Origin of the sequence: Nocardia sp. NPDC059177 (assembly GCF_042755165.1) — a bacterium.
Lineage (GTDB): Bacteria > Actinomycetota > Actinomycetes > Mycobacteriales > Mycobacteriaceae > Nocardia.
The window spans coordinates 120,404-134,361 of sequence record NZ_JBHZBX010000017.1 but is presented as its reverse complement, the minus strand read 5'-3'; the positions used below and the strand labels follow the sequence as shown (position 1 = coordinate 134,361).

Genomic DNA, 13,958 nt, shown 5'->3' with positions numbered 1-13,958 from the left:
AATTGTCGAACACGGAACGGATACCGCCTGCAATAGACCGTGCTAGTTGAATCTTTGACCAAGATCGGCCGAGGCGAACGGAAACGTTCGGTGGAAACGAATCGGTCGATCTGGCAGGCTCGGCAACCGGGCGCGTCCAACGATTCGTGCGACGCCCATTGTTTGCTGATCGGTTCGGATTGGGGAGCGAGGTGATTGGCGTGGAGTCGTCGGAGCCTCTTGTCGCGAACGAATCATTTGCCCAGTGGGAGTCCCTGCTGTCGGCGAGCTATGTGCCGCTCGCCGTGGATTCCTCCCAGCGCGAGGGCTTTCACGGCCGGATCGAGCGCGCGTGTCTGCCGGATTTCGATCTGTCCACGATCGGTGCCAGCGGGCAGATCGTCCGGCGCACCGAGCGCTGTATCGAGCGCACCGACGACGAGTTCCTGCTGGTCTCGATACTGACCGAGGGCAAGGGCTTGCTGCGCCAGGACGGCCGGGTGGCCGAGGTCGGCCCGGGGGGACATGGTCTTCTACGACACCACCCGGCCCTACGACTGGGACCTGACGGCCGCGGACTGGGCGCAGGTCGTGGTCCGGGTGCCGATGACCGTGGTCGAAGAGCAGTTCGGTACCGATCGCGCGCAGTTGCCGACCGCGGTCCGGGTGGCCGCGGACAGCGCGGGCGGGGTGGTTGCCGGGTTCTTCCGCGACCTCGCCCGAATCCAGGCCGACGCCCCCGGCCAGGCTGCGGTGCTGGCGGGCTCCGCCGTGGACCTGCTCTCCTCGGCGGTGCGGCTGGCGGTCGGTGAGCTGCCCGTCGGTCCGCCCGCGCAGGCCCTGTCCCGTGAACAGGTCTTGACGTTCATGCGCCGCCGCTGCGCCGATCCCGGCCTGACCGTCGACGAGATCGCCCGGGCCTGCCTGGTCTCGCGGCGCACCCTCTACCGGCTCTTCGACGACGTCGGCGAGAGCCTGAGCACCGTGCTGCGGCGCATGCGCGTCGACGGTGCGCGGGCCCTGCTGACCCGCGATCCGTCCCGGTCGGCGTCCTCGATCGCGCAGTCGTCGGGGTTCGCCTCCGAACGGCATTTCTTCCGGGCGTTCCGGTTGGAGATGGGAATGACGCCGGGGGAATACCGACTGCTCGCGACGGCGCCCGAGGGCGGATACCGACGGGTAACCGCATAGTGATCGAAGCGGGGCTGTCGAGCGGCAATTGCCGGGCGTAGGCTGTTCAATTGCGTTTCGCCGGTTTGGCACAGACGGTCAGTCGGCTGGCACGGTATGACAGTTTGGTCCGCGCGTATCTGCGAGAGAGTGAATCGAGCACTTTTCACGGATGAGCGACAGGGGTCACTATGAGCCGAGTACGCGTTGCTGCGGTGCAGGCCGAGCCGAAGTGGTTGAACTTGTCGGCCGGCATCGAGCAGGCGATCGAATACATCGACACCGCCGCCGACGGGGGAGCGCGACTGGTCGCCTTTCCCGAGACATTCCTGCCCGGATTTCCGTGGTGGATGTGGCTGAACTCCGTCGACTGGGGTGAGGAGTTCTTAGCCAGGTATCTGTCGAACGCGCTCACCGCCGACGGCCCCGAACTCCGCGCGATCGGTTATGCGGCGCGGCGCAAAGGCATTCACGTGGCGATCGGTTTCGCCGAGCGCGCCGGCCGCGAAGTCTTCATGTCGCAGGCGCTGATCGACACCGACGGCGCGATCTCGGTGGCCCGCAAAGCCGAACCGACCGGCCTGGAACGCACCGTGTTCAGCCCGTCCGACGGCGGTCTGCTGGTCGGTGACACCGAACTGGGCCGCATCGGTGTGCTCGGCGGCGCCGACCATCTGCGTAGCGACCTGCGGGTCCGCATGCACGAGCAACGCGAGCAGATCCATATCGCGGCCTGGTCGGGCTTCACCGTGTACTACGGCGAAGGCAAGGACTGGGGCCCGGAACTCAATACCGCCGCCAGCGTGCGTTACGCCATGGACGGCGCGACCCATGTGATCGCCCCGGTCGCGGTGGTGCCGGTGGCCGGCTGGGAAGTCGTCGACGCGCGCAGCCCCGATCGCCGGCTGCTGCACGGCGGTGGCGGCGTCTCCCGCATCTTCGGCCCCGGCGGCCTCGAGCTCGCCGCGCCGCTGGCCGAGGGCGAGGAAGGCGTGATCTTCGCCGATCTGGACCTCAGCCGCTCGTCGCGACCGCTCACCTGCCCCGACCGTTCCTCCTTCCGTACCCCCAGCGGCCGCATCGCCCGCCGCGAACCCGCGCACACCTGAAACGGGCATATTCTCGAGCGACGGCGCAGGGACAGCTGCGCCCGTGCCATCGCTGGGGAGCGTGCCCGTGGGAAACGAACCGACGACCCTCGAGTTCTCGACATCGACACCGCGCGGCGCGGTGTTCGACGAGTGGGCCGCGCTGATGAACGAGACCTACTTTCCGCTCACGCTCGAACCGATCGAGGAGGCGCCCACCTTCGGCCGGGTCACCAGCAGCGCGCTGCCCGGCGTGCCCGGTTTCTCGCTCACCACGCTCGCAGGCCGGAATCAGCACTTCCGGCGGACCAAGACCCACGTGGCGGCGGGGCTCGAGGAATATCTGCTGGTCAGCATTCAGATCTCCGGTCACGCCCGGCTCACGCAGCGCGGCCGGTCGGTGACGTTGCTGCCGGGCCAGATGACCATCCTCGACACCTCGCTGCCCTCGGTGTGGGACTGCGGCGCGGCCTTCGAGCAGGTGCTGGTGCAGGTGCCGACCCGATACCTGCGTGACCAGCCCGGGCTCGAGCAGATCCGTATCCCGGCCGCGACCGCGATCGAACCGGACTCGCCGCCGGGGGTGGTGGCCACCTACTTTCGCGAGCTGGCCAGGATCCGCCTGCACGCACCGGCCGAGGCCGATCTGCTGGCCGGTGCCGCCCTCGGCCTGCTCGGCTCCGCGGTGCTGCTGGCCGCGGGCGACAAACCGGTCGACACGCCCGCCGACGCGCTGAGCCGCGAACATGTCACGGTGTTCCTGCGCGAGCACTACACCGACCCCGACCTCAGCGCCGCCGAGGTGGCCGCGGCATGCCACATCTCCCGCCGCACCCTTTTCCGTCTCTTCGACGGCCCCGGCGCGAGCCTCAACGACACCCTGCGCGGCCTGCGCGTCCGGCACGCCGAACGGCTCCTCACCAGCCCGCGCACCCGCCCCCTGGCCGCGGTCGCCTTCGAGTCGGGCTTCGCCTCCGAGCGCCATTTCTACCGGGTCTTCCAGCAGGAAACCGGGATGACGCCGCGCGACTACCGCAACACCCACATCCGCTGACCCCGAACGGCACTGGTGGTCAGCGGAATGGCACTGCAGGTCTGTGGTATCGCCGACCCGTTGCGCGACACTGGATTTCAGCAACCAGTGCGTGGGAGGACGGACAGAAGTGGTCAAGCGGATTCGGGCGGCGGCGGTGCAGGCCGAGCCGGCGTGGCTGTCGTTGCCCGCCGGCGTCGCGCAGACGATCGGGTTCTTCGCCGACGGGGCGGCGGCGCCGGTGGTCCACCAGACCGAGCTGGGCCGGATCGGGATGCTGAGCGGCGCCGAACACCTGGACGCGGACCGGCGCGCGCACCTGTGGCGGGAGCAGGTGCATGTGGCCGCGTTCTCCGGGTTCACCGTGTATCAGGCGGTCGGCGAGGGCGTGATCGCGGTGAACAGCACCGTCGCCCAGGAGTACGCCCGGGCCAACGGTGTCGTGGTGATCGCGCCGACGGCGCTGGTCCCGATGACCGGCTGGGCCGTCGTCGACGCGCACTCCCCGGAGTTCCTGCGGCTCAGCGGTGGTGGTGGGGTCGCCAGGATCTTCGGCCCGGACGGCCGCGACCTGGTCGCGCCGCTGCCGCCGGGTAAGCCGGGGCTGCTGTTCGCCGATGTGGTCGTCGACGAGGCGGCGGGCGGCCGGGACTACAGCCGGGCCGGCTGAGGCACGCCGGTCAGGAGCGCACGAGCCGGGCGATGGCGTCGGTGGCCTCTTTGATCTTGGCCTCGGCCTCGGGTCCACCGGCGACGGCGGCATCGACGACACAGTGGCTGATGTGGTCCTCGAGCAGGCCCATCGCCACCGCTTGCAGCGCCTTGGTCATCGCGGAGACCTGGGTGAGGATGTCGATGCAGTACTTCTCCTCCTCGACCATGCGCTGCAGGCCGCGGGACTGGCCTTCGATGCGGCGCAGGCGCTTGAGGTAGTCGTCCTTGGCGGTGATGTAGCCGTGGGCCGCGTGGTCGCAGCCGGCATCGGTGTCGGGGGTGGGTGCGGTCACCGGGTTCTCCTCGCCTGCTGGGTGCTCGCCGGGCGAGCTGATACCCCCCTAGGGTACAGAATCGGGCGGGTGTTGTCAGGTCGGGTCCCGGTGCTGCCCGCGACCAGGCCGGACGGGAGAATCAGGCCCATGAGTTCGCTTCCCCGGCCCGCCCTCGCCGTCATCGGCGGCAGCGGTTTCTACGATTTCTTCGACAACGACGCCACCCACGTCGAGGTCGACACCCCGTACGGCGCCCCGAGCGCGCCCGTCGCGATCGGCGAGGTCGACGGGCGCGCGGTCGCCTTCCTGCCGCGCCACGGCAAACAGCACGAATTCGCGCCGCACACCCTGCCCTACCGGGCCAATCTGTGGGCTCTGCGCTCGCTGGGCGTGCGCCGGGTGTTCGCGCCGTGCGCGGTCGGCAGCCTGCGCGCGGACTGGGGGCCGGGCACCGTCGCGGTGCCGGACCAGCTCGTCGACCGGACCTCGGGCCGTCCGCAGACCTACTTCGACGGCGGCGGCATCCATGTCTCCTTCGCCGATCCGTACTGCGACGACCTGCGTGCGGCGGCGGTGCGAGCGGCGGGCCCGAAGGCGGACACTGTGAAGTCGTCCGGTGGCGAGCTGCGTGTCGAGGACTCCGGGACGATGGTCGTGGTGCAGGGCCCGCGCTTCTCCACCAGGGCCGAGAGCCGCTGGTTCGCCGGGCAGGGCTGGGACCTGGTCAATATGACCGGGCACCCCGAAGCCGTCCTCGCCCGCGAACTCGAGATGTGCTACGCCGCGATCGCGCTGGTCACCGACCTGGACGCGGGCCTGGAAGAGGGCGACGGCGTGCACGCGGTGGACGTGTTCGCCGAGTTCGAGAAGAACCTCGGCCCGTTCAAGGAACTGCTGCGTCGCGCCGTCGCGGCCGTCGACGGCACCGAGACCTGCGAGCGCTGCCAGGTAAACGCCGGGATCTCGCTGCCCTTCGAACTGCCCTGAGTCACCCGGGCGGCGTGGTGACCTGCAACTGAGCCAGCACGAACGCGGGCGCCACGCCGTTGCCCGGCAACGGCGACACTTCGACATCGGCCACCAGCCAGCCGCCCTGCTCGGTGGCCAGCCGCAGCGCGGGCAGCTCAGCACGGGCCGCCCCCGCCAGGATCTCCGCGCGCGCGGCCGCGATCCTGGCGCGGTCGCCGGGGTGCGGCACCGTGCGCTCGTCGACCCCGCGCCAGCGCAGCCCCGGCACCGGCTCGGTGACCCACCGCACCGCCCGCACCTGCGCGGTGTCGAGGATGACCAGATACAGCCCCGGCCGGGAGCCGCGCAACAACTCCAGCGTCGCCGCCTCGAACGACTTGAGCTGCGGCGCGACACTGTCGGTGACATCGACCGCGACGCCGCGCCACTCGAACCGCCGCCGCGGGTCGGTCGCGTTGCGCGCCGCCAGCAGCAGCGACCGCGGCCCGGCCATCGATTCGACCGTCGCGATCGCCGACCAGCGGCTGCCCGGTTCCGAACGGGTCAGCGCGGCAACGATATCCAGTGCCCGGTCGAACCGCTCGATGCGCTGGAACGGTTCGGCGCCGGTGTATTCGACCGGCGCGGAACCGAAATTCGGCCCGAGACCCGCCGGCCGGGTGCGCACCACGCGGGCGTGCGCGTCGACCTGGAACGGCGCGGCGGCGAGTTCCCCGGCGGGTTCACCGGCACCCACCCACACCCGCACAGCATGCGGCCGCGCGACCGGCCAGCCCAGTGGTTCCGCGCGAAAAGACAACTCCGACCACGAGTTCCGCGACTTCGGCAGCACCCGTTCGACCGGTTCGCCGGACTCGTACGCCGCGGCGACCAGCGGATGCAGCCGGGCCGGTATCGCGCGCTGATACGACGCCCACTCGCGCGGCGTGGTCCCCGACGTCAGCATCGACCAGCTCTCCGGTCCGCCGAGTGTCTCCACCAGCTGCCAGTGCCCGATGAGCACCTATGACCCCCTTCGCGTCTGCCACCCCGGAACGAACACGACCCCCGACCATCGTGCCCGATGCGCGTTCCGCGCGGTGTGGGCGGGGCGGTCTCCGACATGCGCGGATAGGCTCGCGGGATGGAGTCACCGCTGCGGTTGGAGGTCGTCGTCGCCAGTACCCGTCCCGAGCGGTTCGCGCCGGTGGTGGCGGACTGGTTCCTCGCTACGGCGCGTGCGCGGCCGGAATTCGAGGTGGGCGTGCTGGATCTGCGCGACATCACGCTGCCGGTGGAGCTCACCGAAACACCCGCGGTCGCTCAGTTCCGGGATCGGATCGGCGCGGCCGACGCGTTCGTCGCGGTCACCTCGGAGTACAACCACGGCTACCCGGCCTCGCTCAAGACCGCACTGGACAGCGTGAAGCACGAATGGCGGGCCAAGCCCATCGGATTCGTGTCCTACGGCGGACTCTCGGGTGGCTTGCGCGCGGTCGAGCAGCTGCGGCAGGTGGTGGCCGAACTGCACATGGTCCCGGTGCGCGAATCGGTCAGCTTCGCCCAGGCCAAGCGACGATTCGACGCGAGCGGCGCGACCGACGACCGGGCCGCGATCGACGCGAGTGCCCGGATGCTCGGCCAATTGGCTTGGTGGGGCCGGACTTTACGTGGCGCCCGGGCCGGGGACCCCTACCCGGGCTGACACCGGCATTTTCGTGCAATCCGGCCGCCGCCAGTCAGTTTTCTGACTCCACAGCGGCGAATTGCACGAAAATACCGGCCGATCAGGCGTTGGCCATCTGCCGCTGACCGCGCGGCTGGCCGATATAGGTGGCCTCGCGCGGGATCGACACCAGCGTGAGGTTGACCCGCGTGGTGCCGGTGCGCAGCACCACCCGGTTGCCGACCGCGCCCGGCTGGTAGATCTCCAGATCGGGACGGGAGGCGGGCCAGCCGTTGGGGTCGCCGGTGAGATAGATCGTGGTGACACCCGCGTGCGGCGCGGGCGCCAGCACGCCGTCGACGACGGTGGCGGTGAAACCCGCGTCGGACTGGTGGGTTTCGACCGCGATGGTCAGCCGCTCCGGGTTGCCCACGGTGTTCACCAGGTGCTCCCAGGCGTGTGCCCGGTCGGTGCGCACCAGCACCCGCTCGCCGACGGCCAGCGCGCGGAACACCAGCTGCTGGGCCAGATACAGCTCGCCCGCCACATAGACGGTGGAGATGCCGGAGCCGATGATCCTGGTCGCGACGCCGTTGCCCTCTTCGTCGGAACCGAGCAGCTGACCGCAGCCCGCCGAGGGCAGGTGCAGCGCGCCGATGACATCGATCGGGTACTCGGTGGTCGGGATGGTGTCGTCCACGCCGGGCACCGCGATCGGCAGGTGCGCGAGCAGGGCGTCCCGATGGCGGCCGTTCATCGACACCATGCCCTTGGTCTTGGCCTTCTCCGGCAGCTCACGCGCGGTCAACCGCCACGCGGCGCCGACGCTCACCGACTCGGCATCGCTGCCGGGCCGCAGCCGCACCGAGACCGTGGTCCCGCGCGAGGGCGCCACCCACAGCTGGGCGAGCAGGTCCGAACCGAGCTGCTTGGGATCGACCGCGCTGCCGATGTTCACGGCATTGCCGATCTCGGCGTACTTCCAGCGCTGGGTGAGGGTGCGCGGATCCAGGCCCGCGGTGATCTGCTGCACGGCCTTACGGATCTCGGGGGCGGTGAGGATACGGGCGTTGCAGTCGGCGTCCTCGAGCGTGCGCATGATCCGCTGGGTCGCGATGGTGACCGCGCGCGAGGCGCCGTCGGTGCCACCGCCACGGCGCGCGGCCGCGTCCGGGCAGCGCACGGCGTCGAAGCTGATCGCCAGCCAGACCGTGCGGTGCGCGGTGGCGGGCAGCGGGCCCAGCAGCGATTCGTAGATCGCGCCCGCCGGCGTGCCGGAGCGGCTGCGGTGGCCGTGGCTGATGATGTCGATGCCGCTGAGCAGGATGTCGTGCTGGTTGAGGCAGGCGGCCAGCTCGGGCAGGGGGAGCAGGTGGGAGGCGTGCACGGCGGTGCGGGCGATCCTGGTCAGCCCGCCGCGCGGCGGCAGCACCTCGACCACGGTGACCACCCGGCTGCCGTCCCAGTACAGGCCGAGCGAACGGCCGTCGGTGTCACGGAAGTCGACGGTGTCGCCGAGGGTGTACTCGCGCTTGCCCGAATACCGGCGGATCGTGGCGATCCAATCCAGCAGGGTGCGCTTGCCGAAGGAGATCAGCGGAATCAGCGCGACCACGACGGCCACCCCGAGCGCGATCCACGGATTCAGGCCGGCCACCAGCGCGACGACGCCGACGATCAGGCCGATGACCTGCGCAGTCAGCAGGTGCGGCAGCGTGATACGGCCGAACAGCGGGCGCGGTCCCGTACCGGTGAACTCGGCCATTCGTTCCTCCCCCAGGTACCCGATTGTCGATCGGCCGGTGGCCGAATGCGAACAAGTGCTGCGGGGAACTGTACTGTGTTGCCCGGACAAGAGCACTGTTCGGGGGAGGAACCATGCCTTCAAAACCCACTACGCGCTGGCAGGTCAGCGGTTACCGCTTCCTGGTGCGGCGGATGGAGCACGCCCTGGTGCGCCGGGACGTGCGCATGCTGCACGATCCGATGCGCGCGCAGACCCGCGCCTACGTCGTCGGGCTGGTGCTCGGCATCGTCGTGCTGGCCGGCTGCGGTGTGCTCGCGCTGCTCAAACCGCAGGACAAGATCGGCGACAACAAGATCCTGATCGCCAAGGAATCCGGCGGCGTCTACGCGGTCATCGACAATGTCGTGCACCCCGCGCTGAATCTCGCCTCGGCCCGCCTGGCCGTCGGTGAGGCGGCCGACGCCGCGGTGGTCAAGGAATCCGAGCTGGGCAAGAAGCCGCGCGGTCCGCTGATCGGCATCCCCGGCGCGCCCACCTCGATCCTCTACGACAAGGACGGCAACGGCCGCGCCTGGACGGTGTGCGACCGGCTCAAGGCCGACGGCAGCGCCGCCCTGACCACCTCGGTCCTGGCCGGTTCGCCGAATCTCGGCGCCAAGGCCGCGAAGCTGGAGCCCGGTAAGGCCCTGCTGGTGCAGGGCAAGGACTCGGTCTACCTGGTCTACGACAACAAGCGGGCGCGCGTGAAGATGGACGACGCCCCCGTCGTCCAGGCGCTCGGGATCAGCGGCGCGACCCCGCGCACCATCAGCGAGGGCCTGCTCAACGCCATCCCCGAGGTGCTGCCGATCATCACCCCGACCATCGACAATCCCGGCGGCACCCCGACTTACAACGTGAGCGGGCACCGGATCGGTGACGTGGTCCAGGTCTTCAACGAGTCCAACCAGAACTATGTGGTGCTCCAGGACGGACTGCAGGCGATTTCGGCGCTGACCGCGCAGATCATCCGTAACTTCTATCCGACGATCATGAACGGCACCACCATCCAGTCGACCGACCGCACCTACGCGCCGACGTCGAACACGCTGAAGGTGCACAACTACCCGGTCGACCGGCCGACCCTGATCGCCGACAAGGACCAGCCGGTCAGCTGCATGTCGTGGAAGCCGATCGCCGGCGCCACCGACAACTCCGACGGCACCGCCCGCGCGGAACTGTCGCTGTTCACCGGCATCGACCTGCCCATCCCGGACAACGCCAAGCTGGTCGACCTCGCCCAGGCCGACGGCGCGGGCCCCAACGCCGACTCGGTCTACATCCCGCCTGCCTCCGGCGCCTACGTGCAGTCCACCGGCATCGAGCCGGACAGCCGCCGCAAGGACAGCCTGTTCTACATCGCCGACACCGGCGTCCGCTTCGGCATCAAGAACGCCGACGCGGTCAAGGCGCTCGGCCTGGAGAAGGTGCCCGCCGAACCGGCCCCGTGGCCGATCATCGGCCTGCTGGCCGGCGGCCCGAGCCTGGGCCGCGAGGACGCGATGGTCGCCCACGACGGCATCGCCCCCGACCCGTCACCGGCGAAAGAGCTTGTCGCCGAGGTCAAGTAGTCCGCGACGACGCGCCGGAATCAGCGGGTGAGCTGGTTTCGGCGCGTCGTCGCAGCTCGGCGACCTCGGCCCGCAGCGCGCGCACCTCGCCGACCAGTTCGGTCAGCGCGCGGTCGGCGCGGTCGGCGGCGTCGTCGGCGGATTTCAGTTTCTCGACGACCCAGCTCGTCATGGTGCCGATCGCGAACGAGATCAGGCCGATCCCCAGCGTCATCAGCACCAGTGCCACCAGCCGGCCTTCGGTGGTCACCGGATAGACATCGCCGTAGCCGACCGTGGTGACCGAGACCGCCGACCACCACAGCGCGTCACCGAAGTCGGCGATCTTGCCGTCCGGGGCACCGTATTCGGCGTCGTAGAACGCCAGGCTCGACAGGAACAGGATCAGCAGTGAGCTGGTGGCGACGAAGGTGACCAGGCGGGTGCGTGGTTGAGCCACCCGGCTCAGTGTTTCCAGCATCAGCAGCGCGGCCCGGACCAGGCGCAGCGGGCGAAACGGCGGTATCAGCACGACGAGCAGGTCGAGCACGTGATTGCGGACGAAGCGGCCGCGGTCGGTGGACATCGTCAGCCGCACCGCGAAGTCGATCGCAAACACCACCCAGATCACGACATCGGCCAGCACCAGACCGGCGTCGAGAGCGGGTGAGGTGTCGGTGTCGAGCACGCGCCACGCGTAGACGACCACGAACAGCACGGCCAGTGTCATCATGGGCACGTTGGTGGCCCGCTCCCACCGTTGCCTGCGGGTCAGTGGACGCGCGGCGCTCACAGGTGAAGTCATGCTGGTATCCGGTTCGTCGGGCGTGCGTGATCGGTTGGACCGTACCCGCCCGACGAATCAGAGATCGTCGGAGGTCATCCCGAACTTGCGGCGGATCGGGAACGAGGCCAGCACGCCGAGCGTCAGGAGCAGTGCGATGGCGCCGGTGCCGATCAGTGCCACATTGCGGGCCAGATGGTCCGGTGCGGGCTCGGGCGCGGGCACCGCGAGTTGCACGCTGCGTGCCGGGGAGGACTGCTTGGGCGGCAGCTCCTTCGGGACCTCGTTGGTGAGCGCGGCGATGGGATCGACGGTGCCGTAACCGATGTAGGGATTCCAGCCCTCGGCGGGCGCGTGCGCGGTCGCCTCCAGCCGCTCGATGACCTGCTTGGCGGACAGTTCGGGGAACCGTGCGCGGACCAGTGCGGCTACACCGGCGACGTAGGGCGACGCGAAACTGGTGCCGCTGTAGGCGAGATACTTGCCCTGGCTGTCGTACTTGCCGTTGGAGATCCCGGTGGTGCGCGCGTCCAGCGAGGTGATGCCCTCACCGGGGGCGGCGATGCCCACCCACGGGCCCGGCACGGTGAACGCGGAGGGAGCGCCGTTGTTGTCGACCGAGCCGACCGAGAGCACATACTCGTCGAACCAGGCCGGGCTCACGTAGGTCCGGATGTTGTCCCAGAGGTCCTGAGCGGGCTTGAGCGGGTCGGGCGTCGGGTTGCCCGCCTTGCAGCTGTCGGAGTTACCCGCCGAGGTGACGATCACCACGTTCTTCTCGACGGCGGCGTAGCGCACAGCCGCGCCGAGCGCGCGATAGGCGGCTTCGTTCACCGGTGAGCTGGTGGTGCAGGCGACCAGCGAGATGTTCATGACGGTTGCGCCGAAGTCGGCCGCACGGACGATCGCCGAGGCGAGCGTGGAGACCTTGCCGTAGCCGTCCGGGTAGTCGTCGGGCGATTTGTTGCGCCCGGCGCCCTCGGCCTGCCACAGCGCGCTGGTGTGGCGGATGCTGAGAATCCGCGATTCGGGCGCCACGCCTGCGAAGCCCTGGCCGTCGATCTTGGTCGCGCCGATGATGCCCGCCACGACGGTGCCGTGCACATCGCAGTCGTCGGTCCCGTCACCGCCCGCGGTGACGTAGTCACCGCCGCGCCACAGATCAGGCAGCCGTGGATGCGGCGCGACACCGGTATCGATCACCGCGACGAGTTGCCCGGCGCCACGGGAGAACTCCCACGCGCGATCCAGATCCAGCGACCGCTGACTGGTCGGGACAGCCACCTCGGTGGTCGGCTGCGTGCGGTAGCACAAGCCGTTGACGCCGCTGCCCTGCTCGGTCTTCTCCGGCGGCGCCGCCGGATCACCGGCGGGCAGCAGGCCCATATCGACCGCGGGCGGACGGTCGGCCGACGCGGTACCGCTGAGACCGACACCAGCGCTCAAGCCGACGGCCAGCGCGACAGCCGTCAGCCGAAGGCCCAGCCTCACAGCCCGCGAACCAGCGAGTAGAGATCAGCGACCCAGAACACCAGCGGCAGCACCGCGGCGACGAACGCGTATTCCAGCAGCTCGGCGGCCCGGCGCATCGGCGGGGTGGCCGACTGGTTCGGCACGATCAGGCCGATCACCAGCGCCGCGATCAGGATCGCGACAGCGGCGCCGAACACGACCAGCGGCTGCTCCATCTCGATCGCCACGCCGATCAGCATGAGCAGCACGATCGACGAGCCGCCCGCGATGAGCACGATGGCCTGTTCGGCGCCCGCGTAGGTGCGGCTGCGGAACATCAGCACGACCGAGCACACCAGCGCCAGCGCGATACCGGGCCAGTACGGGTCGTCTGCGGTCGGGTTGATGGCCAGCAGCGCGCCGACCACGGTGACCAGCGTGGTCGCGCTGACCAGACCGGCGAGGTAGTTGCGGGCTCGCTCGGAGCGGGCGCGCAGCGCGTCGAGGGTGGGCAGTGCGCGGTGGTCGTCCGGATCGTCCTCGGTGGGGTCGATCGGGGTGCCGGGGGAGGGGACCGGCGGCAGCGGGAGCTTGGCCAGCAGCATCGAACCGCGCGGCGACAGCGACAGCGCGGCCAGTCCGAGCGCGGCGACGACACCGCCGATGGCCTTGACCGGCTGATCGGTGAGCAGGCCGACCAGCGCGGCGGGCACGAGGAACACCGAGATGGTCGCGGTGCCGATGAACAGCGCGAGACCGACACCGGTGACGCGCCAGGCCAGCACCGCGATCGCGCCGAGCAGCGCGCCACCGAGCAGCAGATGCGCCCAGCCGTAATGGTCGGGGACCAGCAGCATGCCGCCGGTGAACGCGGTCGGCAGCGCGCAGCCACCGAGTACCAGCGCCGCGGAGGTGTCGCCGTACATGCGGCTGAGCACCGTGCCTGCGACCACACAAAGGATGGCGACGAACAGCGCGAGCGAGCCGCTCACCCAGAACGGCAGCGCGGCCGGGGCGGCCAGCAGACCGAAGCAGCCGACCAGCATGGTGACCGCCGCGAGCACCGAACCGGTGATGCGGGCCGTCTTCGGCGTCCAGCTGCGGTAGTGCTCGGCGTCGGCGATCGCGACGTTGTACATGATGTCGTCGAACAGCGGTGTCGGCGCGGTGTGCGAGGCGCTCTCCAGCATGAGCAGCTCGCCGTCGCGCACACCCTGCTCGCCGAGGCTGAGCGAGTTCGAGAACGGGGGATGGCCGATCCGCGCCAGTACCCATTCGGCGGGCTCGTAGCGTTCGCCCTCGTTGTCGAATGTGTTCGATCGGCTGTGTTGAGCGACCATGTCGACCACGCTCGGAATCACCAGCGCCACCGGCACATCGACCGGGATTGCCATGTCGACCTGCGTATGCTTGGCCAGAATGGTCACCCGGGCGAGGTCCGGTGCGCGCACGATTCCGCGCGCGGAGTCCTCTTCCACATGATCGAGTCGCGCGTGCGTCAAAACTCCCCCAA

The 13,958-nt window shown here is 69.8% G+C and carries 13 protein-coding genes and 1 pseudogene; 8 read left to right on the top strand and 6 right to left on the bottom strand.

The features are described from left to right. Nucleotides 1–146: 146 nt before the first annotated feature. The 5 genes and pseudogenes from ACFXK0_RS21380 to ACFXK0_RS21360 all read left to right on the top strand — a co-directional run. Nucleotides 147–476 (top strand): annotated as a pseudogene (locus ACFXK0_RS21380) (hypothetical protein); the annotation flags it as partial. 28 nt (nt 477–504) lie between these two features. Then, nucleotides 505–1,170, top strand: coding sequence for a helix-turn-helix transcriptional regulator (locus ACFXK0_RS21375; RefSeq protein ID WP_379412321.1), 666 nt, complete (start codon nt 505–507; stop codon nt 1,168–1,170). Between the two features lie 170 nt (nt 1,171–1,340). Continuing rightward, on the top strand, nt 1,341–2,258 hold the full coding sequence (locus ACFXK0_RS21370; RefSeq protein ID WP_379412320.1) for a nitrilase-related carbon-nitrogen hydrolase: 918 nt from the start codon (nt 1,341–1,343) through the stop codon (nt 2,256–2,258). A 67-nt stretch (nt 2,259–2,325) separates the two neighbouring features. Then, the gene (locus ACFXK0_RS21365; protein WP_379412319.1) at nt 2,326–3,291 is read left to right on the top strand and encodes a helix-turn-helix domain-containing protein; all 966 of its coding nucleotides are present in this window, start codon (nt 2,326–2,328) and stop codon (nt 3,289–3,291) included. Between the two features lie 109 nt (nt 3,292–3,400). After that, nucleotides 3,401–3,940 (top strand): hypothetical protein, encoded by a 540-nt coding sequence (locus tag ACFXK0_RS21360; protein WP_379412317.1) that lies wholly within the window; start codon nt 3,401–3,403, stop codon nt 3,938–3,940. A 10-nt stretch (nt 3,941–3,950) separates the two neighbouring features. On the opposite strand, the gene ACFXK0_RS21355 is transcribed toward ACFXK0_RS21360, so the two are convergent. After that, on the bottom strand, nt 3,951–4,277 hold the full coding sequence (locus tag ACFXK0_RS21355) for a metal-sensitive transcriptional regulator (protein ID WP_379412316.1): 327 nt from the start codon (nt 4,275–4,277) through the stop codon (nt 3,951–3,953). Nucleotides 4,278–4,406: 129 nt separating this feature from the next. On the opposite strand from ACFXK0_RS21355, the gene ACFXK0_RS21350 reads away from it, so the two are divergent. Beyond that, on the top strand, nt 4,407–5,246 hold the full coding sequence (locus ACFXK0_RS21350; protein ID WP_379412315.1) for an S-methyl-5'-thioadenosine phosphorylase: 840 nt from the start codon (nt 4,407–4,409) through the stop codon (nt 5,244–5,246). A 1-nt stretch (nt 5,247) separates the two neighbouring features. Here ACFXK0_RS21350 and ACFXK0_RS21345 read toward each other — a convergent pair whose 3' ends face one another. Beyond that, entirely contained in the window at nt 5,248–6,231 is a 984-nt protein-coding gene (locus ACFXK0_RS21345) for a GAF domain-containing protein (RefSeq protein ID WP_379412314.1), read from the bottom strand. Between the two features lie 120 nt (nt 6,232–6,351). Here ACFXK0_RS21345 and ACFXK0_RS21340 point away from each other — a divergent pair, with 120 nt between their 5' ends. Continuing rightward, nucleotides 6,352–6,912, top strand: a complete 561-nt coding sequence (locus tag ACFXK0_RS21340) for an NADPH-dependent FMN reductase (protein WP_379412312.1) — start codon at nt 6,352–6,354, stop codon at nt 6,910–6,912. An 82-nt stretch (nt 6,913–6,994) separates the two neighbouring features. Here ACFXK0_RS21340 and eccE read toward each other — a convergent pair whose 3' ends face one another. Next, entirely contained in the window at nt 6,995–8,638 is a 1,644-nt protein-coding gene (gene eccE / locus ACFXK0_RS21335; protein ID WP_379412310.1) for a type VII secretion protein EccE, read from the bottom strand. 113 nt (nt 8,639–8,751) lie between these two features. On the opposite strand from eccE, the gene eccB reads away from it, so the two are divergent. Next, a complete protein-coding gene (gene eccB / locus ACFXK0_RS21330) occupies nt 8,752–10,230 on the top strand; it encodes a type VII secretion protein EccB (RefSeq protein WP_379412309.1) in 1,479 nt (492 codons plus the stop codon). Here eccB and ACFXK0_RS21325 read toward each other — a convergent pair. The 3 genes from ACFXK0_RS21325 to eccD are packed head-to-tail and all read right to left on the bottom strand — an operon-like array spanning nt 10,223 to nt 13,947. After that, nucleotides 10,223–11,014, bottom strand: a complete 792-nt coding sequence (locus ACFXK0_RS21325; protein WP_379412307.1) for a potassium channel family protein — start codon at nt 11,012–11,014, stop codon at nt 10,223–10,225. The two genes, eccB and ACFXK0_RS21325, sit on opposite strands and share 8 nt — an antisense overlap. 57 nt (nt 11,015–11,071) lie before the next feature. Beyond that, nucleotides 11,072–12,484, bottom strand: coding sequence for a type VII secretion-associated serine protease mycosin (gene mycP, locus ACFXK0_RS21320; protein ID WP_379412306.1), 1,413 nt, complete (start codon nt 12,482–12,484; stop codon nt 11,072–11,074). Then, nucleotides 12,481–13,947: a type VII secretion integral membrane protein EccD gene (eccD, locus tag ACFXK0_RS21315; RefSeq protein WP_379412304.1), complete on the bottom strand. Its 1,467-nt coding sequence runs from the start codon at nt 13,945–13,947 to the stop codon at nt 12,481–12,483. Before eccD ends, mycP begins: the two co-directional genes overlap by 4 nt. Between the last annotated feature and the right edge of the window lie 11 nt (nt 13,948–13,958).

What these genes read in the sequence shown, in the direction of transcription:
- ACFXK0_RS21325 (WP_379412307.1), bottom strand. Translation starts at nt 11,014, where the DNA reads ATGACTTCACCTGTGAGCGCCGCGCGTCCACTGACCCGCAGGCAACGG.
- eccE (WP_379412310.1), bottom strand. Translation starts at nt 8,638, where the DNA reads ATGGCCGAGTTCACCGGTACGGGACCGCGCCCGCTGTTCGGCCGTATC.
- ACFXK0_RS21350 (WP_379412315.1), top strand. Translation starts at nt 4,407, where the DNA reads ATGAGTTCGCTTCCCCGGCCCGCCCTCGCCGTCATCGGCGGCAGCGGT.
- ACFXK0_RS21340 (WP_379412312.1), top strand. Translation starts at nt 6,352, where the DNA reads ATGGAGTCACCGCTGCGGTTGGAGGTCGTCGTCGCCAGTACCCGTCCC.
- ACFXK0_RS21375 (WP_379412321.1), top strand. Translation starts at nt 505, where the DNA reads ATGGTCTTCTACGACACCACCCGGCCCTACGACTGGGACCTGACGGCC.
- eccB (WP_379412309.1), top strand. Translation starts at nt 8,752, where the DNA reads ATGCCTTCAAAACCCACTACGCGCTGGCAGGTCAGCGGTTACCGCTTC.
- ACFXK0_RS21370 (WP_379412320.1), top strand. Translation starts at nt 1,341, where the DNA reads ATGAGCCGAGTACGCGTTGCTGCGGTGCAGGCCGAGCCGAAGTGGTTG.